The sequence below is a fragment of the Actinoplanes sp. URMC 104 genome, assembly GCF_051386375.1.
Lineage (GTDB): Bacteria > Actinomycetota > Actinomycetes > Mycobacteriales > Micromonosporaceae > Actinoplanes.
The window spans coordinates 1,007,878-1,032,950 of the sequence record NZ_JBPQTO010000011.1; the positions used below are offsets into that span (position 1 = coordinate 1,007,878).

General features: G+C 73.8%; 24 protein-coding genes. 16 read left to right on the top strand and 8 right to left on the bottom strand.

The genetic code is table 11. The features are described from left to right. The first annotated feature begins 4 nt into the window (after window positions 1-4). The gene (locus ACSNN8_RS30475; RefSeq protein WP_436653412.1) at window positions 5-865 is read left to right on the top strand and encodes a sulfurtransferase; all 861 of its coding nucleotides are present in this window, start codon (window positions 5-7) and stop codon (window positions 863-865) included. Here ACSNN8_RS30475 and ACSNN8_RS30480 read toward each other — a convergent pair. Then, window positions 862-1,776, bottom strand: a complete 915-nt coding sequence (locus ACSNN8_RS30480; RefSeq protein ID WP_436653414.1) for a hypothetical protein — start codon at window positions 1,774-1,776, stop codon at window positions 862-864. The genes ACSNN8_RS30475 and ACSNN8_RS30480 overlap by 4 nt on opposite strands. Window positions 1,777-2,747: 971 nt before the next feature. Here ACSNN8_RS30480 and ACSNN8_RS30485 point away from each other — a divergent pair. Then, window positions 2,748-4,133 (top strand): phenylacetate--CoA ligase family protein, encoded by a 1,386-nt coding sequence (locus ACSNN8_RS30485; protein ID WP_436653415.1) that lies wholly within the window; start codon window positions 2,748-2,750, stop codon window positions 4,131-4,133. On the opposite strand, the gene ACSNN8_RS30490 is transcribed toward ACSNN8_RS30485, so the two are convergent. From ACSNN8_RS30490 to ACSNN8_RS30505, 4 genes are all read right to left on the bottom strand, one after another. Continuing rightward, the gene (locus ACSNN8_RS30490; protein WP_436653416.1) at window positions 4,112-4,870 is read right to left on the bottom strand and encodes a hypothetical protein; all 759 of its coding nucleotides are present in this window, start codon (window positions 4,868-4,870) and stop codon (window positions 4,112-4,114) included. The genes ACSNN8_RS30485 and ACSNN8_RS30490 overlap by 22 nt on opposite strands. A gap of 10 nt (window positions 4,871-4,880) precedes the next feature. Continuing rightward, window positions 4,881-6,242, bottom strand: a complete 1,362-nt coding sequence (locus tag ACSNN8_RS30495) for an FAD-binding oxidoreductase (protein ID WP_436653417.1) — start codon at window positions 6,240-6,242, stop codon at window positions 4,881-4,883. Window positions 6,243-6,303: 61 nt separating this feature from the next. Then, entirely contained in the window at window positions 6,304-7,122 is an 819-nt protein-coding gene (locus ACSNN8_RS30500; protein ID WP_436653418.1) for an SGNH/GDSL hydrolase family protein, read from the bottom strand. A 140-nt stretch (window positions 7,123-7,262) separates the two neighbouring features. Beyond that, complete coding sequence (locus ACSNN8_RS30505) at window positions 7,263-9,470, bottom strand: Ig-like domain-containing protein (protein WP_436653419.1); 2,208 nt, start codon at window positions 9,468-9,470, stop codon at window positions 7,263-7,265. 219 nt (window positions 9,471-9,689) lie between these two features. Between ACSNN8_RS30505 and ACSNN8_RS30510 the strand changes: the two genes are divergently transcribed. Both ACSNN8_RS30510 and aroQ read left to right on the top strand, forming a co-directional pair. Beyond that, on the top strand, window positions 9,690-10,367 hold the full coding sequence (locus ACSNN8_RS30510) for a DUF998 domain-containing protein (protein WP_436653420.1): 678 nt from the start codon (window positions 9,690-9,692) through the stop codon (window positions 10,365-10,367). 78 nt (window positions 10,368-10,445) lie between these two features. After that, a complete protein-coding gene (gene aroQ, locus ACSNN8_RS30515; RefSeq protein WP_436653421.1) occupies window positions 10,446-10,913 on the top strand; it encodes a type II 3-dehydroquinate dehydratase in 468 nt (155 codons plus the stop codon). A 26-nt stretch (window positions 10,914-10,939) separates the two neighbouring features. On the opposite strand, the gene ACSNN8_RS30520 is transcribed toward aroQ, so the two are convergent. Then, the gene (locus ACSNN8_RS30520) at window positions 10,940-12,307 is read right to left on the bottom strand and encodes an MFS transporter (protein WP_436653422.1); all 1,368 of its coding nucleotides are present in this window, start codon (window positions 12,305-12,307) and stop codon (window positions 10,940-10,942) included. Between the two features lie 121 nt (window positions 12,308-12,428). On the opposite strand from ACSNN8_RS30520, the gene ACSNN8_RS30525 reads away from it, so the two are divergent. The 7 genes from ACSNN8_RS30525 to ACSNN8_RS30555 all read left to right on the top strand — a co-directional run bounded on the left by ACSNN8_RS30525 (window position 12,429) and on the right by ACSNN8_RS30555 (window position 18,733). Further along, a complete protein-coding gene (locus ACSNN8_RS30525) occupies window positions 12,429-12,638 on the top strand; it encodes a dodecin domain-containing protein (RefSeq protein ID WP_436653423.1) in 210 nt (69 codons plus the stop codon). A gap of 2 nt (window positions 12,639-12,640) precedes the next feature. Then, window positions 12,641-13,630, top strand: coding sequence for an MBL fold metallo-hydrolase (locus ACSNN8_RS30530; RefSeq protein ID WP_436653424.1), 990 nt, complete (start codon window positions 12,641-12,643; stop codon window positions 13,628-13,630). Beyond that, window positions 13,627-13,878, top strand: coding sequence for a hypothetical protein (locus ACSNN8_RS30535; RefSeq protein WP_436653425.1), 252 nt, complete (start codon window positions 13,627-13,629; stop codon window positions 13,876-13,878). The genes ACSNN8_RS30530 and ACSNN8_RS30535 overlap by 4 nt, the downstream gene beginning before the upstream one ends. Window positions 13,879-13,965: 87 nt before the next feature. Next, window positions 13,966-14,919, top strand: coding sequence for a thiamine pyrophosphate-dependent dehydrogenase E1 component subunit alpha (locus ACSNN8_RS30540; protein WP_436653426.1), 954 nt, complete (start codon window positions 13,966-13,968; stop codon window positions 14,917-14,919). Beyond that, on the top strand, window positions 14,912-15,889 hold the full coding sequence (locus tag ACSNN8_RS30545; RefSeq protein WP_436653427.1) for an alpha-ketoacid dehydrogenase subunit beta: 978 nt from the start codon (window positions 14,912-14,914) through the stop codon (window positions 15,887-15,889). Before ACSNN8_RS30540 ends, ACSNN8_RS30545 begins: the two co-directional genes overlap by 8 nt. After that, on the top strand, window positions 15,886-17,292 hold the full coding sequence (gene lpdA, locus ACSNN8_RS30550) for a dihydrolipoyl dehydrogenase (RefSeq protein WP_436653428.1): 1,407 nt from the start codon (window positions 15,886-15,888) through the stop codon (window positions 17,290-17,292). The genes ACSNN8_RS30545 and lpdA overlap by 4 nt, the downstream gene beginning before the upstream one ends. Before the next feature lie 13 nt (window positions 17,293-17,305). Continuing rightward, window positions 17,306-18,733 (top strand): dihydrolipoamide acetyltransferase family protein, encoded by a 1,428-nt coding sequence (locus ACSNN8_RS30555; protein ID WP_436653429.1) that lies wholly within the window; start codon window positions 17,306-17,308, stop codon window positions 18,731-18,733. 4 nt (window positions 18,734-18,737) lie between these two features. On the opposite strand, the gene ACSNN8_RS30560 is transcribed toward ACSNN8_RS30555, so the two are convergent. Next, window positions 18,738-19,562 carry an IclR family transcriptional regulator gene (locus ACSNN8_RS30560; RefSeq protein ID WP_436653430.1) on the bottom strand — a complete coding sequence of 275 codons (825 nt, stop codon included), beginning with the start codon at window positions 19,560-19,562 and terminating at the stop codon, window positions 18,738-18,740. 242 nt (window positions 19,563-19,804) lie between these two features. On the opposite strand from ACSNN8_RS30560, the gene ACSNN8_RS30565 reads away from it, so the two are divergent. From ACSNN8_RS30565 to ACSNN8_RS30580, 4 genes are read left to right on the top strand one after another with little or no spacing between them, the layout of a single operon-like run. After that, window positions 19,805-20,641, top strand: coding sequence for an alpha/beta fold hydrolase (locus ACSNN8_RS30565; RefSeq protein ID WP_436653431.1), 837 nt, complete (start codon window positions 19,805-19,807; stop codon window positions 20,639-20,641). Between the two features lie 14 nt (window positions 20,642-20,655). Further along, window positions 20,656-21,477: an alpha/beta fold hydrolase gene (locus tag ACSNN8_RS30570; RefSeq protein WP_436653432.1), complete on the top strand. Its 822-nt coding sequence runs from the start codon at window positions 20,656-20,658 to the stop codon at window positions 21,475-21,477. After that, window positions 21,474-22,481, top strand: a complete 1,008-nt coding sequence (locus tag ACSNN8_RS30575; protein ID WP_436653433.1) for an amidohydrolase family protein — start codon at window positions 21,474-21,476, stop codon at window positions 22,479-22,481. The genes ACSNN8_RS30570 and ACSNN8_RS30575 overlap by 4 nt, the downstream gene beginning before the upstream one ends. Window positions 22,482-22,540: 59 nt before the next feature. Then, a complete protein-coding gene (locus ACSNN8_RS30580) occupies window positions 22,541-23,326 on the top strand; it encodes a 2-keto-4-pentenoate hydratase (RefSeq protein WP_436653434.1) in 786 nt (261 codons plus the stop codon). Window positions 23,327-23,330: 4 nt separating this feature from the next. On the opposite strand, the gene ACSNN8_RS30585 is transcribed toward ACSNN8_RS30580, so the two are convergent. Next, on the bottom strand, window positions 23,331-24,161 hold the full coding sequence (locus ACSNN8_RS30585; protein WP_436653435.1) for an IclR family transcriptional regulator: 831 nt from the start codon (window positions 24,159-24,161) through the stop codon (window positions 23,331-23,333). A gap of 79 nt (window positions 24,162-24,240) precedes the next feature. Here ACSNN8_RS30585 and ACSNN8_RS30590 point away from each other — a divergent pair, with 79 nt between their 5' ends. Next, window positions 24,241-25,044 carry a serine hydrolase domain-containing protein gene (locus ACSNN8_RS30590; protein ID WP_436653436.1) on the top strand — a complete coding sequence of 268 codons (804 nt, stop codon included), beginning with the start codon at window positions 24,241-24,243 and terminating at the stop codon, window positions 25,042-25,044. Window positions 25,045-25,073: the final 29 nt, after the last annotated feature.

The following is a 25,073-nucleotide window of genomic DNA, read 5'->3' on the forward strand; positions in this document are numbered from 1 at the left end:
CGACATGAGCCGATCTGACGACGCCGGGACAGGCAGCGACCGGCGCGACGACGTGCTGGTCGGCGCGGCCGAGCTGCGCCGGCTGCTCGACGGGGCGGACGCGCCGGTCCTGCTCGACGTGCGGTGGGCGCTCGGCGACCCGCACGGGGCCGAGCACTACCGCGCCGGGCACATCCCCGGCGCCGTCTACGTCGACCTCGACACCGAGCTGGCCGGCCCGCCCGAACCCGGCGCCGGGCGGCACCCCCTGCCCGGCGTCGATCGCCTGCAGGCCGACGCCCGCCGCTGGGGCGTGACCCGGCGCGGCGGGGTCGTCGCCTACGACGACAGCGGCGGCCTGGCCGCGGCGCGGGCCTGGTGGCTGCTGCGCTGGGCCGGCGTCCCCGGCGTGCGCCTGCTGGACGGCGGGCTCGCCGCCTGGCGCGACGCCGGATACGAGCTGGCCATCGGCGAGACGGCGCCGCGGCCGCCCGGCGACGTCGAGCTGCGGCCGGGGCAGCTGCCCACGCTCACCGCCGACGAGGCCGCCGAGCTCGCCCGCACCGGCACGCTCGTGGACGCCCGCGCCGCCGAGCGCTACCGCGGCGAAGTGGAGCCGATCGACCCGCGCGCCGGGCACATCCCCGGCGCGGTCAGCCTGCCGACCGCCGGCAACCTCGACGGCGACCGCTTCCTCGCCACGCCCGCACTGCGGGAGCGCTTCGCCGGGCTGCGCGGACCGGTCGGCGTCTACTGCGGCTCCGGCGTGACCGCCGCACACGAGATCGCCGCGCTGGCCGTCGCCGGCATCGACGCCGCCCTCTACCCCGGATCGTGGTCGCAGTGGTCCTCCGACCCGCAGCGGCCGGCGGCGACCGGGCCCTAGCCGAACACCTGCAGCACGGCGTCGCGGACCGGCGCCGTCCGCAGGTATCCCTCGATGCCGTGGAAGTTCGGGCTCGTGTTGGTCACGAAGAAGTCGGCGCAGCGGTCCACCGGCGCGTACTCGGGGCGGATCCGGTGGTCGAGCGCGACCAGGTCGCGGGCGTCCGAGACGTTGCGCCACGAGCGCACCCCGCCGGGCACCCGCAGCGGCTGCTTGAGCAGGTCCTGCACCTCGGTGACGCCGAGCGGCGAGCCGACCGTCACGAACAGCGGCACGTCCACCGTCGCACCCACGTCGAGCAGGGCGTCGTACGCGATGATCGAGCCCAGGCTGTGCCCGAGCACCACGAGCGGCTCGCCGGCGCCGGTCAGCGCCTCGCGGACCACCTTGCGCATCGGGTCCCGCATGCCGCCGAAGAAGTACGCGTACACGTCCTCGAACGCGCGCTTCACCAGCGCCCGGAACGCCGCGAGCCGCAGCCGCCGCGGCAGCGGCAACGCCTCGGCGAACCCGGCGCCCAGCACCTCCGAGTCCTCCCCCGCGGCCAGCGCCTCCGCGGTGTAGGTCATGTCGCGCAGCCAGGCCTCGATCGGCGCCGCGCCCGCCAGCTCGGCCATCCCCGCCATCGGCGCCTCCTGCTGAGCCTGGAGCAGCACCTCCGCGATGAACGTCTCCGGGTCGGCCACCGCAAGCTCGGCCTCCCCCACCCCGGCCGCCGCGTCGGGCACCGCTCCCGTGTCCTCCCACGCCTCGCTCTCCAGCGGACGGGCGTACCGCAACGACGCCCAGTACGCCATCCGCGACGCCCCGCCGAGATCACGCCCGAAAAGCGTCCGATCCCATTGCGAGCGGAGCCTTTCCGCCTCGACTTTGTTCCCGTTTCCGTGCACATAGACAATGGTCGGTGCCATGGGATCTCCTCGCCTAGATCACCGCACTGAGCTGGGGTTCCGCTCTGTCACCGCCATGAGAGCACCGGCACGGCAGCACCGGCATCGTCGCGTCGGAAAGGCGATAAGCGGGTATCCGCCGCCATTGTTCAGACACCTTTCCCGGCCGGTTCCTCCCCGACCGCACGCCGGCCGCATCGCGCCGATCAGGCTCGCCGGCCCCGGGCCACGCTCGAGCCGCTGCCCGGGGCCGGCGGGCGATCAGCGGGAGCCCGTTGCGCCCGGGCGCGGGGCGAAGCGTCGAGTCGTGCCGTTCGGCGCCGGCAGCGACCACCGCAGCCGCCCGGGCCGAACACCAGGCCTCGTCGGCACGCCGGCCGTTGTCGGTGCTGTTCACGCCGGGTCACACCGGAGACCGCAGCCGCTCGCCGCGCCGCCGGCGATCCAGACGCACCACGGCGCCGGCAGCCACGCTACGAGGAGCACTGCCCCGGGAATCCAGCGATCGCGCCTCTGTCAGCGATCCACCGACGCCATCCGACCCGGCGCCAACACCTCCCAGGTCGTCCGAACAACACGACCGGGGGACCGAGCTGTCCCCGACCGGGCGGCCAGGAGGTGAGGTAGAGGTGGTGCGACGGCGGGGTCGCGCCGAGCCGACCGCAATCGCGCGGCTGTGGCCGGGTCCGGGCCCGCAGGCCGGGCGGTGAGGGCCGCCGCCGGAATCGCGGACCGGACGGTGAGGGCCACCGCCGGCATTGCGGCACGGTGGAGGCGCCGCCGGGATCGCGGCCCGGGCCGGGACGGCCGTCGCCGGGACGGCCGCCGCCGGGACGGTCGTCGGCGACCCGGGCGGCGGCATTGGGGTCGGGACCGGAAGTCTGCGGGCCGCGGACCGGCGGGGCGGCATGGGCGGATCTCGATGAGGACGGTGGGTCGGGGAGCGCCTACAGTCGGGTGGTCGAGCACCCTCGGGGGCGGGAGGAGTTCGGATGTCGGAGCTGGATCTGGTGGCGCTCTTCCGGGACGCGGTGCGGACGGTGCCCGCGTACGCGCGCTTCCTGGCGGCCTGTGGTGTGGACCCGGCGGAGGTGGACCGGCCGGCGGCGATCCCGCTGATGACCAAGGCGGACTACCACCAGCGCTACCCGTTGCCGGATCGGTGCCGGGGCGGGCGGCTGGATGCGGCGGCCGTCGTGGCGGTGTCGTCGGGGTCGTCGGGCAGGCCGACGGTGTGGCCGCGCACGGTGCAGGACGAGCGGGCGGTCACGGCGCGCTTCGAGCAGGTCTTCGAGTACGGGTTCGGGGCCGCCGAGCACAGCACGCTGGCGGTGGTGTGCTTCGCGCTCGGCAACTGGGTCGGAGGGCTCTACACGGTGGCCGCGTGCCGGCAGCTGTCCGCCGACGGCTACCCGATCACGGTGGCGGCGCCGGGCAACGACATCGACGAGATCCTGCGGGTCGTCGGCGAGCTGGGCGGGCTCTACGACCAGACCGTGCTGCTGGGCTATCCGCCGTTCGTCAAGAACGTCATCGACGCCGGCCTCGCCCGCGGCGTGGACTGGACCGCGTACGACGTCAAGCTCGTGCTGGCCGGCGAGGTGTTCAGCGAGCAGTGGCGCGACCTGGTGGCGGCCCGCGCGGGCACGGCCGACCCGGAGAGCGGGATCGCGTCGCTGTACGGCACGGCCGACGCGGGGGTGCTCGGCAACGAGACCCCGTTGAGCGTACGGATCCGCCGGTTCCTCGCGGGGCGCCCCGAGCTGGCCTCGTCGGTGTTCGGCGACGCGCGGCTGCCGACGCTGGTGCAGTACGACCCGGCGACCCGGCTGTTCGAGGCCGCGCCGGGCGGGACGCTGGCGTTCAGCGCCGACGGCACCGTGCCGCTGGTGCGCTACCACATCGCCGACGAGGGCGGCGTGCTGCCGTACGAGGAGCTCGTCGCCTTCTGCCGCGAGCACGGCTTCGATCCGGGCGCGGGGCCGCGGCTGCCCTTCGTGTACGTCTTCGGGCGCTCGCTGTTCACGGTGTCGTTCTTCGGCGCCAACGTCTATCCGGAGAACGTCACCGTCGGGCTGGAGCGGCCGGGGATCAGCGAGTGGGCGACCGGGCGGTTCGTGCTGCGGACCGTCGAGGACGCCGACCGTGACCGCCGGCTGCAGGTGGTCGTGGAGCTGGCCGCGGGCGCCGAGCCCACCCCCGCGCGCGCCGAGCTGGCCGCCACGTCGATCCGCGCCGAGCTGCTGCGGCTCAACAGCGAGTTCGCGCACTACGTGCCCGCCGGTCACCAGACCCCGGAGGTGGTGCTGCGACCCGCCGACGACCCGGAGTTCTTCCCGCGCGGGGTCAAGCACCGCTACACGCGGCCGGATTCCTGATCCGGGTGCACCATCCATACGTTGGGCTCCCAGTACGTGCCGCGGTCCCGCTCGACGTCGATGTGGACGGTCGTCAGGCCCTCCGGGAAGACGTAGTCGCCGGTCTCGGGGAAGACCAGGCCCGTCCAGGTCTCCCACTCCCCGACCGTGCCGTTGATCAGCAGCGAGCGGGGCAGCGGCGTCGACACCCGGGCGCCGACGTGCTCGTGCACGCGCATCCACGGGTCGAGGAGCCGCCCGTCCGGCCGCCGCCACCGCACGTAGCGCTCGATCGGGGTGAGCGGGTAGCGCTCCTTCCACGACGGCCGCACCGGCGCGACCAGGTGGGTGAGGCCCTGCCGCGCCCCGATCGCGCGCATCGCGCCGAGCAGCTCGCGGGCGAGCCCGCGGCGGCGGCCGTCGCGCGGGGTCTCGGCGGCCAGCGCGCACAGCGTGTTCACCGGCTCGCCGGCCCGGGTGCGGGTGAAGCTCGCCTCGATGGCCGCGTCGATGCCGTCGGGCAGGGTGGCGTCCACGCCGTCCCACCAGAGCGGACAGGTGTGCCCCTCGGCGACGACCTCGTCGGCCTCGTCGTCGCAGAGCACGAACTGGTAGTCGGCCAGCTCCTCGTCGAGGTGGTCCCACCACCGGTTGAGCCGGTCACCGTGCAGGTTGTACTCGGGCCACACGGCGGCCGACGGGATGCCCCGCTCCCACAGGTCGGGCCGCTGGGCGGCGGTGTGCATCGTGAGCGGCATGCCGGCCGCCTCACACCAGCGCGGGGATCGCCGAGAAGACCGTGCCGGGGTCGTAGCGGCGCTTGAGCGCGACGAGCCGCTCGAGGTTGGCGCCGAAGGACTCGCGGGCCCGCGCGTCGTCGTCGGGGCCGAGCAGGTTGGGGTAGCCGCCGGGCAGCGACACGGGGTCGAGGGCGGCCACGACGGCGTCGGCCCACGCGCGGTGCTCGTCGGGCGGGCCGCCGGGCCAGGCGGCGATCACCTCGACGGCCTGGTGCGGCGCGCGCTGGGCGAACGCGGTCGCCTCGGGGGCGACCCGCGTGGCGGCGCCGTGGAAGCGGTTGACCACGAGCGTCGAGAAGGGCGAGCTCATCCCGGCCGCCGCGCCGGCGAGCGCGTCCGCGGCGGGCGGCGACACCGCGGGGAGCCAGCGGCTGCGCAGCAGGTAGTGGTTGCCCTCGACGATGCCGGCGTCGAACATGTGCAGCGCGGCGGCGTACGGCATCGGGGCGACCTGGTCGACGACCGGGTGGCCGAGGGAACGCAGGCGGGCGACGTGCGGTTCGCCGTCGGCCGGGTCGGCGCCGCACCAGAACGGGCAGAGGAACGCCAGCGGCCCGCCGGGACCGGGCAGGAATCCGGTGAGGACGGTCAGCTCGTCGGGCGCGTCCGCGACGATCTCGGCGTAGCCGGTCAGCACCCGGCGGCCCTCGGCGAGCGGGAACATCAGGATGCCGGCGAGCACGGCGGGCACCTCGTGCAGCCGGAACCGCAGGGCGGTCAGCACGCCGAAGTTGGCGCCGCCGCCGCGCAGGGCCCACCACAGGTCGGCGTCGGCGTCCGGCCCGGCGACCGCGAGGGTGCCGTCGGCCAGCACCACGTCGGCGCCGAGCAGGTTGTCGGCGGCCAGGCCGTACCGGCCGATCAGCGGTCCGTAGCCGCCCGCGGTGGTGAGCCCGGCCAGGCCCACGCTGCCGACCAGGCCGGTCGAGGCGGCCAGCCCGTGCGGCGCGGCCGCCTCGACCAGGTCGCTGGAGAGCGCGCCGCCCTGCACCGTCGCCGTCCGGGTGGCCGGGTCGACCGAGACCCCGCGCATGCCGGTCAGGTCGACGACCACACCGCCGTCGCGCACCGCCCGCCCGGCCCAGTCGTGACCGCCGGCCCGCACCGAGAGCGGCAGGGCCGCGTCGCGGGCGGCCTGCACGACCGCGCTCACCTCGGCCGCGTCCGCGCACCGGGCCACCACGGCGGGCCGCCGGGTGACGGCGGCGTTCCAGACCCTGCTCGCGGCCGCGTACTCCGCCCGCTCGGGGGTGACGAGCCGCTCACCCAGCCGGGGGCGCAACGCCCGTACGGCGTCCGCCAGGTCTCCGGTCGCGCCGACAACAGTCATGCGCGCCACCGTAGCCGCCGGCCACTCTGCGTGCCGTCGTGAACACGACTCGCGGCAGGGGTCAGCGGGACGTCGCGAGGAAGACCTGCTTGGCGGCGGCGAGCCAGACGGCCTGCCCGGCCGCGTTGGGGTGGGTGCCGTCGAGGATGAGCCTGGTGCCGCGGCGGCCCTCGAGCAGGAACGGCGTGTAGGCGTCGATCGTGGTCCAGCCCCTCGACCGGGCCAGCTCGCGGATGACGCTCATCCGCTCGGCGTGGCCCACCTGCTGCGACAGCGTGCGGGTGGGCATGCTCTCCGGGTTCTGCAGGACCGGCACGACGGCGGGCGCGGGGCGCTTGGCGGCGAGCCGGTTGGCCAGCGTCAGGTAGCTGGGGTACGTGCCGGCAGTGCCCTCGTTGTGGCTGTAGCTGAGCAGCACGAGGTCGCTCGGCTGCGCGGTCAGCTTGCCGAAGCGGGCGCCCTGCAGGGCGTACCCCGCCTTGGCGCCCGGAACGCTGCCGTTGTAGATGGACAACGTCGGCCAGCCGTTGCCGGCGCCCAGCACGGTCGGGGCGCCGTACGCCTGCTTGCGGGCGTCCCACAGGCGGTACGTGGTGCGGTAGTTCGGATAGCGCGCCGCCAGCCAGGTGGACAGCTGGTAGAACCACTCGGTCCGCTCGTTGCCCGTGGAATCGCCGAGCAGCGTGATGGTCGCGTCCTGCCAGCCCTCGTCCAGCCGTTGCAGCAGCTCGGCGGGAGCGCCTGCGGCCAGCGCCCGCACGACCGGGGTGCTCGCGCGGGGCGCGGGGACCGGGTCGGTGGCGGCGTGGACGTACGTGACGGGAGCGGCGATGGCCGCGGCGAGCCCGAGGGCGGCCACGGAGGCGGCGCGGAAGGCCATGGAGGAAGGAACTCCTGCGATGCTGGAAACGATCACGGTAGGTGAGGGCGGCTCAGGTTAGCGGACGTGATCTTGGATGCGACAGGGCGGTCCGGCCGGTTCGGGGTCGTCCGTTCGGCGGCCGGAATCCGTGCGCCGGCTCAGGGACGGGGTTTGAGCAGCGTGATCCGGTTGGCGCCGAGCTCGGTCACGTAGAGGAAACCGGTCGTGGTGTCCTGCGTCACGTCGAGCGGCTGGCTGAACCCGGTGAAGCCGGTGATTCCGGTGGTGCGATTGGACAGTGCGCCCGAGGCGGCCACGTCGAAGGTCTCGATGTCCTGCCCGGAGGAGTAGCGGACCACCAGCAGCTTGCCGTTGAGCGCGCCGCCGCGGTACTCGACGGCGCCGTTGGCGGAGGCGTGCAGGCCGGCGTCGTACGTGCCGGCGAGATCGAAGTTCGGGTCGGGCGCGGTGCCGGCCGGATAGGCGGCGACCTGGAACGGGTCGGTGCCCGACGTGGGGTTGCCGCCCGCGAGCACCCATTCGCAGCGCAGCGGGTTGGGGTGGCCGTAGTAGCGGCCGGCCCGCACGTCGAACACGTAGTCGGTCTCGGCGGTGGGCACGCCGGTCAGCGCGGGGACGGCCGGGCCGGTGTAGCCGCGGCGGGCGCACGAGGCGGGCAGGGTGGCCGGCGTGGCCGGGGTGTTGCCGCCCGCGGCCGAGCCGTTGGTCGGCGCGTACAGGTGGCCGTTGCGGTGCCACACCAGGTCGAACGCGTTGCGCACGCCCGTGGCGTACAGGGTCAAGGGCGCTCCCGGGGCGTACGGGTCATAGGCGCCGCCGTCCTCCGTCTTCACGTTCAGCGGCAACGTGGCGGGCAGCCGGGCCGGGTCGAGCCGCAGCACGGCCGCGCTGAGCAGCCGTTCCGGGCGGTTGCCCCACGTCGAGTCGGCCGCGCCCATGGCGTTGTTCGCGCCCTGCGACACGTACAGCGCCCCGTCCGGCCCGAAGGCGAGCGAGTTGGTCTCGTGGTCCTTCACCGAGCGCGGCAGGTTCACCACCACCGAGGTGTACGTGCCGAGGCCGGCGCCGCTGAGCCGCCCGATCCGGCCGGACCAGTCGGGCACGTTCAGCGGCCCGACGTACTCGTAGTTGTCGGTGACCCACAGGACCGGCGCGGCGGCCGTGGACGCGGGGTCGAAGGCCATGCCGATCACGGTGCGCGCGGGCGCGCCCGGCAGGCCGAGCGCCGCGGCGTTGTCCCGTACGGTGGTGATGATCGTCGGGGTGCCGAGCGTGCCGCCCGCGTTGATGGGGAAGCGGAAGATGCGCCCGTCCAGGGTGCCCGCGTAGAGCCGGCCGTCGGGTCCCTTCACGACCGTGGTGAACGGCGCGCCGGTGGCCACGCCCACGGTCTTGTCGAAGGCGACCGGGCCGCCGGTGCCGCCGCTGCCGGTGGTGAAGACGATGGAGTACGGCGCGAAGGCCTTGCCGGTCACGTCGGTGACCCCGCTCGTGACGGTGAAGCGGTACGCCGTCAGCGGCGCCAGCGGCGCGGTCGGCGAGAGGTTGATGACGTCGCCGCCGCCGCTGGTGATCGTGGTCGCCGGCACCGCCGCGCCGTCGCTGAGCCGGGTCAGCGTGACCGTCGAGCTCGTCAGCGAGGCGGCGCGCACTCCCCCGTTGGGCAGCACGAGGTCCTCGACGACGCTGGTGGTCAGCGGCACGCCGGTGGCGCCGTTGGCCGGGGTGCTGGTGCGCACGGCCGGGATCGTCGCCGAGCCGGCCACCGCGGCGATGTCGGCGTACGCGAACTTGGTGTTCGTGCCGCCGGCCGGGCTGACGGTCAGCTTGCCGTCGGTGACCCGCACCGTGCGGGTGGCGGTCGCGAACTTGGTCGTGGCGGTCGGCTTGAACGCGGCGATCGCGTTCTGGTCCTCGATGGACACCCAGTGCGTGCTGTCGGTCGCCGTGCCCGCGTCGCCGACCGCCACCGTCACCGTGTAGAGCCCCGCCGGCACGGCCGCCTCCCACGCGCCCGGGGTGTGCACCCCCGGCGAGCCCGCCGGCAGCTGCGCGTGTAGGAACGTGGCGAGCCGCGGATCGGCCTGCCCCGCCGCCGGGTTGCGGTTGCGCCCGTTGCCGGTGAGGTCGACCGGCGTGCGCTCCCCCAGGTCCACCCAGCCGTAGCCGCGGGCGTCGGTGTAGGCGGCGCCCGAGTCGCGGACGTACCCGGCAGCGGGCGCGGTCGCGGCGTCGGAGAAGTCCACCTTCAGCGGCAGGGTGGCCGCGGCGGACGCCGGACCGGCCGGCACGGCGAGGCCGGCGAGCACCAGCACGGCGGTGACTGTCCACGTACGAGGAGTCATGGTCGACAACGTCGCACGTCGATCGCTCGCCGCGGGAGTCGGAAATCAGCAGGCGGGGCCTTTTCCGGGCCCGCGGGACTTGCGACCTCCCACCTATATCGCCGCTATCGCCGCAAGCACGCCCGAGCCGTGTCAGCGCGCGTCGGCGCCGTGTCCGCAGGGTGTCAGCGACCCGCCGCAGTGTTCGGACACATCACGTCCGGCTCCGAGGAGGACACCTTGACCGATCTCGCCCTCGAACCCGTCCCGCTCCGGCAGAGCCGCGCGGCGCGGACCGCGCTCCTGGCCGCGGGCGGCATCTACTTCACCGCCGAGTTCGTGGCCGCGGCCGCGTGGACGGATCCGCCGTACAGCTACACGTACCACTTCATCAGCAACCTCGGGGTGCACGGACCCTCGACCGCGTTCGGGCAGTACATGTACTCGCCGCTCGCCTGGGTGATGAACACCGGCTTCTTCCTGTTCGGGATCGCCGCGCTCGCGGGCGTCCTGGCGCTCAGGGGGCTGCCGCGCGGGCGCCGGTGGGCGGTGATCGCCACGGCCGCGGTGCTGGCCGCCGGCGCCGTCCTGGTCGCGCTGTTCCCCGGCTCCGCCGACGCCTCCGCCGCTCACGGCCTGGGGGCGTTCGCGGCCTTCACCTCCGGCAACGTGCTCGTGATCCTGCTCGGCCGGGCGCACCGGCTGCTCGGTGTCTCCCGCCGGCTGGGGAGGGCGCTGGTGGCGCTCGGGACACTGGGTCTCGTCTCGCTGGCGGCCTTCCTCGCGGTCGTGGGCTCCGGCGCCGGCGTCCTCATCGGCTTGGTCGAACGCGGCATCCTGTATCCCTTCCTGATCGGCCTCGCCGCCCTGGGCGCCGCATCGAGGCCGCCCCGGACGGTCGACCGATCCGGTCACTGACCGGAAGAGCGGGCGCGCGCGGGTGGCCGCGCGGATAGCCTGGGGGCGTCCGCCGTCCGCGCCCACCCTGGAGTCAGCGTGCCTTCCGTCCTGGTCTTGAACGGGCCGAACCTCAACCTGCTGGGCACCCGCAAGCCCGAGGTCTACGGCAGCACCACCCTGGCCGACGTCGAGGCGATGTGCCGGGACGCGGCCGGGCGGCACGGGCTCACCGCCGAGTTCCGGCAGTCGAACCACGAGGGGCAGCTGATCGACTGGGTGCACGAGTTCGGCGCGCGGGCCAAGGCCGGCGAGTGCATCGGCGCCGTGTTCAACCCGGGGGCGTACACCCACACCTCGGTGGCTTTGCACGACGCGATCGAGGGCGCCGAGCTGCCGGTCGTCGAGTGCCACATCTCGAACGTGCACAAGCGGGAGGCGTTCCGGCACCACTCGTTCATCTCGCCGGTGGCGCGGGGCATCGTCGTGGGCTTCGGGGTCCGCGGTTACGTGCTCGCCATCGACGGGCTGGCCGCGCTGCACGAGGAGGGCCGGGCCTCCAGCTGAAGACCCGGCCCCGTCGGCGGACCCGCTCAGACGGACGCGCGGATCCGCTCGTACTCCTCCGCCGGCACCGGCTGGGCGTCCTTGGTGCCGAGGTCGTTGAGGTGGATGCGGAAGGTCTCGCGGGCGGTCCAGCAGGCGATCGCCGCGATGATGGCGCAGCCGAACGTGAAGCTGCCGACGATCAGCGGGACGTTCGACCCGGCCGGCGCTACCGCCGCGTAGATGCTCGGCAGGAACGCGGTGATCATCGTGCCGATGTTCTGCGACACGGCGAAGCCGGTGACGCGGGTGCGGGTCGGGAACAGCTCCTGGTAGAACGCCGGGAACACCGCGTTGTAGCCCTGGTAGACGATGCCCCACATGAAGATCGCGGTGATGAAGGCGCCGACCACGCTGCCCTGGCTGATGAAGTAGAAGTACACGTACGACAGGGCACCCGAGCTCAGCGCCCCGGCGATGATCAGCGGGCGCCGGCCTATCCGGTCGGACAGGTTCCCGACGTACGGGATGAGGAGCACGGCCACCGCGTTGCCGACCAGCGAGATCCACAGGTAGGCGGTGGTGCTCATGTTGATGCCGTAGGCGTCGCTCGTGGCGTACGACGCGCCGAAGACGGTCGTGGCCAACGGCACCGCGTTCATCAGCGCCATGCAGATGACCCGCAGCATGTCCGAGCCGCTCTCCCGCACGGCCTGCACGATCGGCGCCTTGGGCACCTCGCCGTGCGTCTCCTCCTCCTGGAACGCCGGGGTCTCGTCGACGCGGCGGCGGATGATCATGCCGGCGACGACGACCACCGCGCTCAGCAGGAACGGGATCCGCCAGCCCCAGGACTGGAACGCGTCCTCGGACAGCAGCGCCGACAGCGGCAGGATGACCGCGGCGGCGAGGATCTGGCCCGCCTGCACGCCCTGCAGCGTGAAGCTGGCGTAGAACCCGCGCCGGCCGAACGGCGCATGCTCGACGATCATGGCGCTCGCGCCGGAGATCTCGCCGCCCACCGCGAAGCCCTGGATCAGCCGCAGGATCACCAGCAGCAGCGGGGCCGCGAGGCCGATCGCGTGGTAGTCGGGCAGGATGCCGACCGCGAACGTCGACAGGCCCATCATCAGCATGCAGAGCACCAGCACGTTCTTGCGGCCGTGGGTGTCGCCCCAGTGGCCGAGGAAGAACGCGCCGAGCGGACGGGCCACGTAGCCGACGCCGAACAGCGCCAGCGACGAGATGACGGCGACCTGGTCGTTGCCCTCGGGGAAGAAGATGTCGGGGAACACCAGGGCCGCGGCCTGGGCGTAGATGAAGAAGTCGTAATACTCGAGAGCGCTGCCCATCCAGCCGCTGGCGGCGGCCTTCTTGGGCGTCTTGGTGAACTCGGCCGGCTCGCGCGCGTCCATGGATCCTCCCTCACCGATGGCGCGACCATTGGAGATCTGCGCCCGCGGCGGCGTCCAGACGGCATTCCACTGGACGGATCCGCGGCCCGGGGCGGCTGACCGGCGGCGTTACGGTCCGGGCATGGCGGTTCAGAAGGCGATCGACCTCACCGGCACGGGCAGCACCGTCGAGGAGGCGGTCGCCGAGGCGCTGGACCGGGCGGCGCTGACGCTCGACGGCATCGAGCGCTTCGACGTCGTCGCGGTGTCCGGCTCGGTCACCGCTGGGCGGATCGAGTTCTCGGCCCACGTACGGGTCTGGTTCGTGCTGATGGAACGCGTGCACGGGTAGCCATGCAGATCGACGGGATCACCCGCGTGCCGCTTCCGGTGGGGCACAACGGCATCGAGACGGTCAACGTGTACGTGCTCGCCGACGGTCAGCACGTCACGCTCGTCGACTGCGGCGTGTGGCGGCCCGGACCGGACGGCGACGGGCTGGGCGAGCTCGGCCAGGGCCTGCGGACGGCCGGGTACGAGCTGGCCGACGTGTCCCGCATCGTCGTGACCCACGCGCACATCGACCACTACGGGCTGGCCGGGCGGCTGATGGAGCTGACCGGCGCGGAGCTGTGGATGCACGCGCTGACCGACCTGGACTGCGAGAAGTACCGGCACCCGGACACGGCCGTGGCGCGCCGCCGGGACACGTACACCGACCACGGCCTGCCGTCCGCGGAACTGCCGGCGGTGGCGCACGGGCTGCGCGACTGGCTGCCGTACCTGTACTCGGTCGTCGAGGCCTCGACCCGGCTGCGCGGCGGCGAGAAGATCCCGATCGGCGGCCAGGACTGGGAGGTGCTGCACACCCCCGGCCACTCCACGGGGCACATCTGCCTGTGGTCGCCCGCCCTCGAGGTGGTCCTCTCCGGCGACCACCTGCTGCCCGGGGTGACGCCGCCGGTCACCTTCGAGCGGGGGTTCGACGCCAACCCGCTCGGCAGCTATCTGGACTCGCTGCGCCGGGTGGAGGCGTTGCGCGCGGTGCAGGTGCTGCCCGGGCACGGCACCCCGTTCCGGGACGTGCAGAACCGCATCGAGGCGATCCTGCGCAACAAGCTGCGCCGTCTGCAGGCGATCCGGGAGGCCGTCGAGGACGGGCCCAAGACAGTCGTGGACATCACCGACCGGGTGTTCAGCCGGGTGATGCTCGAGCACCGGCGCGGCTTCGCGCTGGCCGAGACGCTGGCCCACATCGCCTATCTGCGCCACGACGGCGTGGTGGAGCGGCGGATCCGGCCGGACGGCGTCTACGAGTGGTACGCGACCGGGGAGACGCGATGACCGAGCCGTGGAGGCCGTGGACGAAGATGCAGGCGGACGTGCTGCGGGCGGCGAACGCGCCGGTCGTGGCCGCGCTGGAACGCCAGCAGAAGGCCGCCGAGTCGCTGGCGGCGCTGGCCGAGCAGATGGCCGCGATGAGCGAGCAGGTCGGCCGGATGGCCCGCCAGCAGGCCGAGATCAGCAAGCAGATGCGGGCCGCGATGAAGCCGTACCAGGACCTGCTCGACTGGCTCGACGGCGGCCGCTGAGCCGTTTCCGGTGTGCGGAAGCGGATCTGTCGGCCCGTTCCGGGCGCGGCTTACCGTCCGCGGAGGAGCAGGGGAAGGAGGCGTCCGATGCCCGACCGCGACCTGTCGATCCGCATCTTCCAGGTGATGGCGCTGCATCGAGCCGTCGAGGACCGCATGGTGAGCATGTACCGGCAGGGCGAGATGCTCGGCAGCGTCTACACCGGGCACTGGCACGAGGCGATCGCCGTCGGCACGGCCGCCGCGCTGCGCCCCGACGACTTCCTCTGCCCGATCCACCGGGACCTCGGCGCGCACCTGTGGCGCGGCATGGAGCCGTGGCAGGTGATGGCCAGCTTCCTCGGCAAGGCCACCTCGCCGACCGGCGGGCGCGACGGCACGCTGCACTACGGCCGGCTGGACCTCGGCATCTACAACCTGCCGAGCCACATCCCGGACAACTACCCGGTGGCCACCGGCGGGGCGTTCGCCTTCAAGTACCGCGGCGAGGACCGCGTCGCGCTGGCGTACTGCGGGGACGGCTCCACCTCGCGCGGCGACTTCCACGAGGCGGTCAACATCGCCGCCGTGCTGGACCTGCCGTGCGTCTTCGTCGTCGAGAACAACCAGTTCGCGTACTCGACGCCGCTGCGGCTGCAGTCGCGCACGGATTTCGCGACGAAGGCGGTGGCTTACGGCATCCCGGGTGAGAAGGTCGACGGCACCGACGTCACCGCGGTGTACGAGGCGACCGAGCGCGCGGTGGCCCGGGCCCGCGCCGGCGAGGGCCCGTCGCTGATCGAGTGCGTGACGATGCGCATGCACGGGCACGCCGAGCACGACCCCGCCGACTACGTGCCGCGCGAGATGTTCGAGGAGTGGGGCGCCAAGGACCCCGTGGAGATCGCCGCCCGGCAGCTGGTCGAGGCCGGGCACGCGTCCGAGGACGAGATCGCCGCGATGCGCGAGCAGGCGCGGCAGAAGGCCATCGAGGCGCGCCGGAAGGCTCTGTCCGACCCGATGCCCACGCCCGACCGTGAGGAGGAGCGGGTCTATGCCTGACGAGGTCACCTATCTCGACGCGGTCAGCCAGGCGCTGATGGCCGAGATGGAGGAGGACGAGCGGGTGTTCCTGATCGGCGAGGACGTGGGCCAGTTCGGCGGCGCGTTCAAGGTGACCAAGGGCTTCCTCGAGAAGTTCGGCGAACGGCGGGTGGTGGACACCCCGATCGCCGAGTCCGGCTTCACCGGGCTGGCCGCGGGCGCCGCGCTCAACGGGCTGCGACCGGTCGTCGAGTACCAGTTCGCCGACTTCATCTCCACGGCCTGGGACCAGATCACCAACGTCATCGCGCGGCACCACTACCGCACGGGCGACGCCATGCCGATCACGTTCCGGTGCCCGTTCGGCGCGCGGCTGCGGGCCGGGCCGACGCACTCGCAGAGCATCGAGTCGTACTTCGCGCACACCCCCGGCCTCAAGATCGTCGCGCCGGCCACCGTCGCCGACGCCGCCGGGCTGCTGCGCAGCGCGATCCGCGACGACAACCCGGTGCTGTACCTGGAGAGCAAGTACCTGTACCGGCGCATCAAGGAGCCCGGGCCGCTGTCGCTGGAGCCGGTGCCGATCGGCCGGGCGCGGGTGGCGCGCGAGGGCGACCGGGTCTCGCTGATCACCTACTCGGCGAGCGTGCACCAGGCCCTGGAGGCGGCGGACGTGCTGGCGGGCGAGGGCATCTCGGTCGAGGTCGTCGACCTGCGCACGCTCGTGCCGCTGGACTTCGAGACGATCCGCGCCTCGGTCGCCAAGACCGCCCGGGCCGTCGTGCTGCACGAGGCGCCGCGGCGGCTCGGGTACGGCGCGGAGATCGCGGCCGAGATCGGCGAGCGCTGCTTCTGGGAGCTGGACCAGCCGGTGACCCGGATCGGCGCGCGCAACACCCCGATCCCGACGAGCCCGCCGCTGGAGGACGCGATGCTGCCCTCGACCGCCGAGGTGATCGAGACCGTCCGGCGGGTGGCGACGTCATGAGCCCCTCGGGTGCGGATTTCGACGTCGTCGTTCTGGGCGGCGGACCGGGCGGCTACGCGGCGGCGCTCTACGGCGCGTCGGCCGGGCTGTCGATCGCGCTGGTGGAACGCGACACGGTCGGCGGGACGTGCCTCAACCGCGGCTGCATCCCGGCCAAGGCGCTGCTGCAGACGGCCGAGGTCTACCGTACGGCCACCCACGCCGCCGACTTCGGGATCATGCCCGAGGGCGACGGCGCGTTCCGGCCGGACTGGGCGCGGGTCGAGCAGCGCACCACCGGCGTGGTCGACAAGCTGGTCGGCGGGCTGTCCACGTTGCTCAAGCGGCGCAAGGTGACGATCGTGAAGGGCCACGGCCGGCTCACCGCGGACGGCGCCGTCGAGGTGGACGGGCAGACCCTGCGCGGCCGCGCGACGATCATCTCGACCGGCTCGGTGCCGCGGTCGATCCCCGGGTTCGAGCCGGACGGCGAGCGGATCGTCACCTCCGACCACAGCACCCGCAGCGACGTGCTACGCGAACGGGTCGCGGTGATCGGCGGCGGGGTGATCGGCTCCGAGTTCGCCTCGGTGTTCACCGACGTCGGCGTGCAGACCACCCTGCTCGAGGCGCTGCCCGACGGCGTGCTGCCGATCGGGCCGGACCGGGAGATCGCCGGGGTGCTGGCCCGGTCGCTGGCCCGCCGCGGCACCACCATCCACGCGGGCGCCCGGGTGACTGCGCCCTCGCCGAGCGACGGTGGTCTCGTGGTCGGGTTCGAGAGCGGCTCCACCGTGGAGAAGATCGAGGTCGACCAGGTGCTCGTGGCGATCGGCCGGCGGCCGGTCACCGACGACATCGGCCTCGAGTCCCTCGGCATCGCGCTGGACGAACGCGGGTTCGTCGCCGTCGACACCGCCACGATGTCCACGAACCGGGCCGGGGTCTACGCGATCGGCGACGTCGTCGACACGCCCGGGCTCGCCCACGTGGCGTACGCCGAAGCGATCGTGGCGATCCAGCACATCCTCGGCGAGACGCCCGTGCCGGTCGACTACACCGGCGTGCCGTGGGTCGTCTACACGCACCCCGAGGTCGCCTGGGCCGGGCTGACCGAGGAACAGGCGCGCGCGGCCGGGCACGACGTCGAGGTGCACAAGCACCGATTCGCCGGCAACGGCCGGGCCATGATCATCGGCGAGACCGACGGGATGGTGAAGGTCGTGTCCGCGAAGAACGGGCCGATCCTCGGCTTCCACCTGGTCGGGCCGTGGGCCAGCGAACTGCTCGCCGAGGGTTACCTGGCGGTCAACTGGCAGGCCACGCCGCTGGACGTCGGCCACTTCATCCATCCGCATCCGAGCCTGTCCGAGGCGATCGGGGAGACCATGCTGACCTTCAGCGGCCGCTCCCTGCACGGTTGAGAGGCGTACACCGATGGCCGGCGAGATCAACGAAGTCAACATGCCCAAGCTGGGCGAGAGCGTCACCGAGGGCACGCTGAGCAGCTGGCTCAAGAAGGTCGGCGACCCGGTGGCGTTCGACGACCCGCTGTTCGAGGTCTCCACCGACAAGGTCGACTCAGAGATCCCCAGCCCGTACGACGGGGTGCTGCTCGAGGTGCTGGTCTCCCCCGGCGACACGGTGCCCGTCGGCACCACGCTGGCCCGCATCGGTCCCGCCGACGCCATCGGGCAGGGCGAGCACTCCCCCGTCGACGAGTCGGTCGGCCCGCCCGGTTCCATCGCGGCGCCGCCCTCCGCGGAGCCCGCCACCCCGGCCGGCGCTGCGGCCGCCGCCCCCGTCTTCCCGTCCACCTCCTCGGTGGACGAGCCCGTCGCGGTCCCCGCCGCCGGCGCGCCCTCCCCCGGCGCGCCTTCCGCCTCCCGCGGCGCTCCTTCCTCCGCCGGCGGCAACGGTGACCAGCCCATGGTGTCCCCCGTCGTCCGCCGTCTGGTCACCGAGAACGACCTCGACCTCGCGTCGATCACCGGCACCGGCGGGGGCGGCCGCGTCATGCGCGAGGACGTCCTGGCCGCCCTGTCGGCCCGATCCGCCTCCCCGGCCGCCGCCTCCGCCGCCCCGGCCGCCGCCTCCGCCGCCCCGGCCGCCGCCTCGGCCGCGCCTGCCGCCTCCGCCGCGCCCGTCTCCGCCGACGCCCGGGACGAGGTGCAGCCGATGTCGCGGGTCCGGATCGTCACCGCCCAGCGGATGATCGAGTCCCGGCGCACCTCCGCGCACGTGTGGACGTCCATCGAGGTCGACCTGGAAGCCATCGAGCAGGTGCGGCAGAAGCACAAAGCGGCATTCCGCAAGGCGGAGGGCGGCTCGCTGACCTACCTGCCGTTCATCGGCCGCGCGGTCTGCGACGGCCTGCGCGCGTACCCCCCGCTCAACTGCTCGATCGACATGGACAGCCAGACGATCACGCTGCACCACTACGTCAACCTCGGCATCGCGGTCGACGTCGCCGGGCTCGGCCTGATGGCCCCGGTGATCCGCGACGCCGACGGGCTCAACCTGCGCGGCCTGGCCCGCGCGATCCGCGACGTCGGCAACCGGGCGAAGGAGCGCAAGCTGGGCTCCGCCGACATGACCGGGTCCACGTTCACCATCAGCAACCCCGGGCCTATGGGCACATACGCCTCGGCCGCCGTCATCAACCAGCCCAACGTGGCGATCCTGACCACCGAGGGCGTGGCCCGCCGGGTCGTGGCGGTCGGCGACGCCATCGCCGTCCACCACACCTGCGTGCTCGGCCTCTCGTACGACCACCGCGCCCTCGACGGCGTGGTGGCCGCACAGTTCCTCGCCTACGTCCGCGACGCCCTGCAGAACCGCGACTGGGAGGCCGAGCTCGCCTGAGGGCCTACCCGGCCTTCGCGTTGAGCAGGGCGTCGAACTGGCGGTCGGCGCTGATCGTCAGCGACGACCGCCCGGCGTTGGTCTGCAGCTCGCGGGTCAGGGCCCGGCCGGCCACGATCAGCGACGGGCGCACCATGCAGAGGTCGTGGCCGTCGCGCAGCCCCAGCTCCAGCGCGGCCACCACCCTGCCGCCCATGCCGAAGACGGGCACGGCCACCGCGCAGTAGTCCCGGTCGTACTCGCGCAGGCAGAGCGCCACCCGGGTCAGGCGGATCACCGCCAGCGCGTGCCGCAGCTCGTCGGGGTCGGTGGTGGTGTGCGGGGTGTAGCGATCCAGCCCGCGGCCGATCATCGTCTCGACGAAGTCGTGCGGGGCGAAGGCGAGCAGGGCCCGGCCCAGCGCGCTGGCGTGCAGCGGCACGGTCTCCGACCCGAACGCCACCGGCACCGGGCGGTCGCCGGGCTCCTTCTCCAGGTAGAGCGCCTGGCTGCCGCGCAGCACCCCCAGCCGCACGGCGGCCCGGGACGCCGCGGCGGCCAGGTCCTCCATCACGCGGCGGGCCCGTTCGTGCAGGTTGGGCACGGCCGCCGTGGCCCGCTCGGCGATCGCGTGCAGCTGCGACCCGGTGCGGAACTGCCCCTCCCCCGTGCGCTGCAACATGCCCCAGTCGACCAGCTCCATGGAGAGCCGGTGCGCGGTCGACACCGGCAGCCCGGTGAGCCGGGCGATCTCGGTGAGCGAGTACGCCTCACCCGTGCGGAAGGTCATCAGAATGGCTATGACCTTGCTGGTCACCGAGCGGCCTGCATCGGTGGAGTTCCCCGCCATCCGCGCCTCCCGAGTGTTACTGAGCCGTCACCCGACGGTTACATGGGGCGGCGGAGAGCGAAAGTCGGCATTGCCACTCAGTGAGAATGGCGTCACATGCCGGAAACGGTCCGTCGCTTCCCGGACGGTTTCGCGCGTATCCCGGACGGTCCGCGGGCGGTCCCGCTGAGCAGAAGGCGGCATTGCCGCGCGGGGCCGGGCGCAGCACCGTCGACGGGGAGACGACGCGGACGGAGCAGGAGATGACCGAGACGGACCGGCCGGAGATCGGCAGCACGGTCGACGCGAGCGGTGTGCAGACCAACTATCTGGAGGCGGGGACGGGCGCGCCGGTGGTGCTCATCCACGGCTCCGGGCCCGGCGTCACGGCGTACGCGAACTGGCGCCTGGTCATGCCGGCCCTGGCCGGACGCTTCCGGGTGCTGGCGCCCGACATGGCCGGCTTCGGCTTCTCCGAGCGCCCGGAGAAGGCCGACTACGGCCTCGACCTGTGGACCGAGCAGGTCGTCGGGTTCCTGGACGCGCTGAGCATCGACCGCGCCCACGTGGTCGGCAACAGCTTCGGCGGCGCGATCGCGCTGCGGCTGGCCGCCCAGCACGGCGACCGGGTCGGCAAGCTCGTGCTGATGGGCAGCATGGGCGTCGACTTCCCGATCACCGAGGGCCTCGAGCGGGTCTGGGGGTACGAGCCCTCGTTCGAGAACATGCGCGGCGTGCTCGACGTGTTCGCCCACGACCGCGCGCTGGTGCCCGACGAGCTGGCCGAGGTCCGCTACCGGGCCAGCATGCAGCCGGGCTTCCAGGAGTCGTTCGCCGCGATGTTCCCGGCGCCCCGGCAGCGCTGGGTCGAGGCGATGCGCACCCCGGACGAGCAGATCCGCGCGCTGCCGCACAAGACGCTGATCGTCCACGGGCGCGAGGACAAGGTCATCCCGGTGGACAACTCGCTCGAGCTGATGCGGCTGGTGGACAACGGGGACCTGCACGTCTTCGCCCACTGCGGGCACTGGGTCCAGATCGAACGGTCCGCCGACTTCAACCGGCTGGTCGGGGACTTCCTGGCCGACGACGCCGCCTGAGCGAAGGGCCCGTCGTGGTCACCCGGGTGCGGCATGCGCAGCACGACGGGCTGCGGATCGCGTACGGCATCCGCCGTCCCCGCCTGCGCCGCCTGCCCTGGATGGTCCTCGTGCAGGGGCTCGGGTTCGACCGCGCCGGCTGGGACCCGGTGGCCGACGGGCTCGCCGGTCACTTCGCCCTGGTCCTGGTGGACAACCGCGGCAGCGGCGAGAGCGACGCGCCGACCGGCCAGCTCACCGTCGCGGACATGGCCGGCGACGTCCTGGCGGTGCTCGACGACGCCGGCGTCGACCGCGCCCATCTCGTCGGCATCAGCCTCGGCGGCATGATCGCCCAGGAGGTGGCGATCCGGCACGGCGCGCGGGTGCGCACGCTCGTGCTGGCCGGGACCACGCCCGGCTGGCCGTTCGCCTTCCCGATGCCGGCCGCCACGCTGGGCATGCTCGCCGCGGCCCGGCGGCTGCCCGCCGAGCAGGCGAACCGGCAGGCCGTGCAGAACACGCTGGGCGCGGACACCGTCCGCGACCACCCCGAGGTGCTCGAGCGCCTGATCGCCGTGCACCGGGGCGGTCCGGGCACGGTCGGCTGGCAGGCCCAGCTCGCCGCCGGCGCCCGGTTCGGCAGCCTGCGGCAGGGCGCCATCACCGCGCCGACGCTCGTGCTGCACGGCACCGCCGACCGGGTGGTGGATCCGCGCAACGCCCGGCTGCTCGCCGAGCGCATCCCCGGCGCCCGCCTCGAGCTGCTGCCCGGGCGCGGGCACCTGTTCTTCTGGGAGGACCCGGCCGCGTTCGTGGCCACCGTCACCGCATTCGCGCTGGAAGGACCACCATGACGCCTCCGGACAGCCCCGCCGTCGACGTCCACGCCCACGCCATGCCGATGCCGCTGCTGCGCCGGCTGCGCGACCGCGGGCTGGCCGAGCTCCAGGGGGCCGCGCCCTCGGTGGTGCGGCTGGACCCGCGGGTGAGCGGCATCGCCGCCGGGGTGCCGCTGCCGCTGGCCCGCTCGCAGTACGAGGTAGGCCACCGCCTGACCGGGATGGACGCCGCCGGCACCAGCCACCACGCGGTGTCGCTGCCGCCGTTCCTGTTCTGCTCCACCGCGGACGACGACGCGTTCGCCACCGAGATCGTGCGGCAGGGCAACGACGAGCTCGCCGACCACGTCGCCCAGGCGCCCGGGCGGCTGGTCGGTCTCGGCGCGGTGCCGCTGGGCCGGCCGGGCGCCGCCGAGGAGGCCCGCCGCTGCCTGGACGAGCTCGGGATGGCCGGCATCGCGATCGGCAGCCAGGGCGGCGGCCGCGACCTCGACGACCCGGTCAACGAGGACCTGTGGGCGCTGCTCGCCGACCGCAACGTGCTGGTGTTCCTGCACCCCAGCGGCGTTCCGGACGCGCGCCGCCAGCGCGACTTCTACCTGGCCCAGCTCGTCGGCTATCCGATGGAGACCGCGCTCGCGGTGGCCCGGCTGATCTTCGGCGGGGTGCTGGAACGCCACGACCTCGCGCTGTGCCTCGCGCACGGCGGCGGGTGCGTGCCGGCGCTGCGCGGGCGCGTCGACATGGGGTGGCGCAACAAGGAGGTCGCGCACACCGTTCCGCTGCCGCCCAGCACGTACGCCGACCGGCTCTACTACGACACCGCGACGTTCTCGGTCACGCTGCTCGACCGGCTGGTCGCCGACGTCGGCGCCGGGCACGTCATGCTGGGCAGCGACTTCCCGTTCGAGCTGTCCGACCCCCGGCCGCGCGAGCCGGTGCGCGCGCTGGGCCTGGACGACGCCGCCACCCGCGCGATCGAGTGGGACAACGCGGCCAAGCTGCTCGGCATCGTCTGACGTTGCCGCTGGGCGGAAGCCCCGGCGCCGGGCGGGCGGCCGTCGCGCAGACTGCGGGAATGACCGACGCCGACGTCCTCGACCGGTTCGCCGACGAGCTGAGCACCGCGATCGCCGACCGGCAGCCCGTCGAGCCGCTGACCGACCGCGCACCCGGGCTGACGATCGAGGACGCGTACGCCATCCAGACGCGCGTCATCGACCGGCGCATCGCCGCGGGCGCCCGGATGATCGGCCGCAAGATCGGGCTCACCTCCCGCCCGATGCAACAGCTGCTCGGCGTCGACGAGCCCGACTTCGGCGTGCTGCTCGACGACATGTTCGTCGAGGACGGCGACGAGATCCCGCTCGACACGCTGCTGCAGCCCCGCGTCGAGGCGGAGCTGGCCTTCGTCATGGCGCGCGACCTGGCCGGCCCCGGAGTGACCACCGCGACGGCGCTGACCGCGGTCGCCGGCGTGCTGCCCGCGATCGAGGTGGTGGACAGCCGGGTGGCCGACTGGCGCATCAAGCTGGTCGACACGGTCGCCGACAACGCCTCCTCCGGCCTGCTCGTGGTGGGCGGCCGCATGCGCCCGGCGACCGACCTGGACCTGCGGCTGATCGGCGTCGTGGTCAGCCGCAACGGCGAGCTGCTCGACACCGGCGCCGGCGCGGCCGCGCTGGGCAACCCGGCGCGCTGCGTCGCCTGGCTGGCCAACAAGCTGGGCAGCCTCGGCTCGGGTCTGCGGGCCGGCGACGTCGTGCTGCCCGGCGCCGTGCACAAGATGGTCCCCGTCCGGCCCGGCGACTCGTTCCGGGCCGAGTTCTCCCGCCTGGGCGCCGTGACCGCCCGCTTCTCCTGACCGCTCACCCGGTGCCGGGCGGGGCGGGGCGGGGCTCCCCCGCCGGGCGTTTCGGGTCGGCGTGGAAGGCCCGCTCGCGCAGCCGCCGGGAGGCGCAGAGCGCGGCGGTGCGCAGGGCGGGCGCGAGCCGCTGGGGGTCGACCGTCGTGGGCACCACGATGGACATCGCCGCCACCGCGCGGTCGCCCGCGTCGAACAGCGGCGCGGCGACCGAGACGCGGCCCACCGTCATCTCCTCGTGGGCGAACGCCACCCCGGTGCGCCGCACCTCGGCCAGGTTCCGGCGCAGGTGGCCGGGGGCGACGATGGTGTACGGCGTGAAGCGCGCCAGCCCCGCCGCGATGACCCGGTCGGTGAACTCCGGGTCCGCGTACGCCAGCAGCACCTTGCCCACCCCAGTGGCGTGCAGCGGCATCCGGCCCCACCGGCGCGACTTCACGGGGATCGAGCGCAGCCCGGTCACGCGTTCGACGTACAGCGCCTCGCCGCCCTCGAGCACAGCGAGGTGCACGTTCTCGCCCGTCGCGACGAACAGGTCCTGCATGAACGGCACCACGATCTCGTGCAGGCCCGCGCTGCGCGGCGCCAGCGCCCCGACCTCGAGCAGCCGCAGCCCCACCCGGTACCCGCCGCCGGGCACCCGTTCCAGGCCGCCCCACGACACCAGCTCGGAGGCCAGCCGGTACGTGGTGGACAGCGGCAGCCCGGTGCGCCCGGCCAGCTCGTTGAGGCTCAGCTCGGGCTCGTCGACCGCGAACGCGTCCAGGAGGGCCACGGCCTTGCTGACCACCGACCGCCCACGGCGGTCGCCGGCGCCGGCCACTCCCAAAGCCATGCCCGCATCGTAAGAGCGCTCCCCGCGGTATCCGGCCAAGCTCCCGCTCAGCAGAAGAGCCGCCGGGTACTGTGCCCCAATGGCAGCTCTCGACGCAGTGGCGGACTGGCCGGCGGTGGCCGCGGTCGCCGTGACCGACGCCTCCCGCACGCTCGCGTCCACCGGGCCCGGCGACGCCTTCGCCTGGGCGTCGGTGACCAAGCTGGTCACCGCGCTGACCGTGCTCACGGCGGTGGACCGCGGCGAGGTGGCGCTCGACGAGCCGGCCGGGCCGCCGGGGTCGACGCTGCGGCACCTGCTCGCGCACGCCTCGGGGCTGGCGCCCGACAGCGACGACGTGCTGTCCGCGCCGGGGCGGCGGCGCATCTATTCGAACCGGGGCATCGAGGTCGCGGCCGATCTGGTGGCGCAGCGGGCGGGCGCGGACTTCGCCGGGCTGCTGCGCCAGCGGGTGCTCGAGCCGCTGGGCATGTCCGGCACCGAGCTGACCGGCTCGCCGGCGCACGGCGCGCGCGGGCCGGTCGCCGATCTGGCCGCGCTCGGCCGGGAACTGCTCGCGCCCACGCTCGTCCCGTCGCTCCTGCCCGAGGCGACCCGCCCGGTCTTTCCCGGTCTGGCCGGCGTGCTGCCGGGGTTCGGGCGGCAGAACCCGAACGACTGGGGGCTCGGCTTCGAGATCCGCGACGGCAAGAGCCCGCACTGGACCGGCCGGGCCAACTCCCCCGAGACGTTCGGCCACTTCGGGCAGTCGGGCAGCTTCCTGTGGGTGGACCCGGTCGCCGGGCTCGCGTGCGCGGGGCTGGCCGACCGCCCGTTCGGCGAGTGGGCCGCCGAGGTGTGGCCGCCGCTGGCGGACGCGGTGCTGGCTTCCGCACAGTGGTAGCGCCGCTTGCCGCCGTGCGGCGCCGCTGC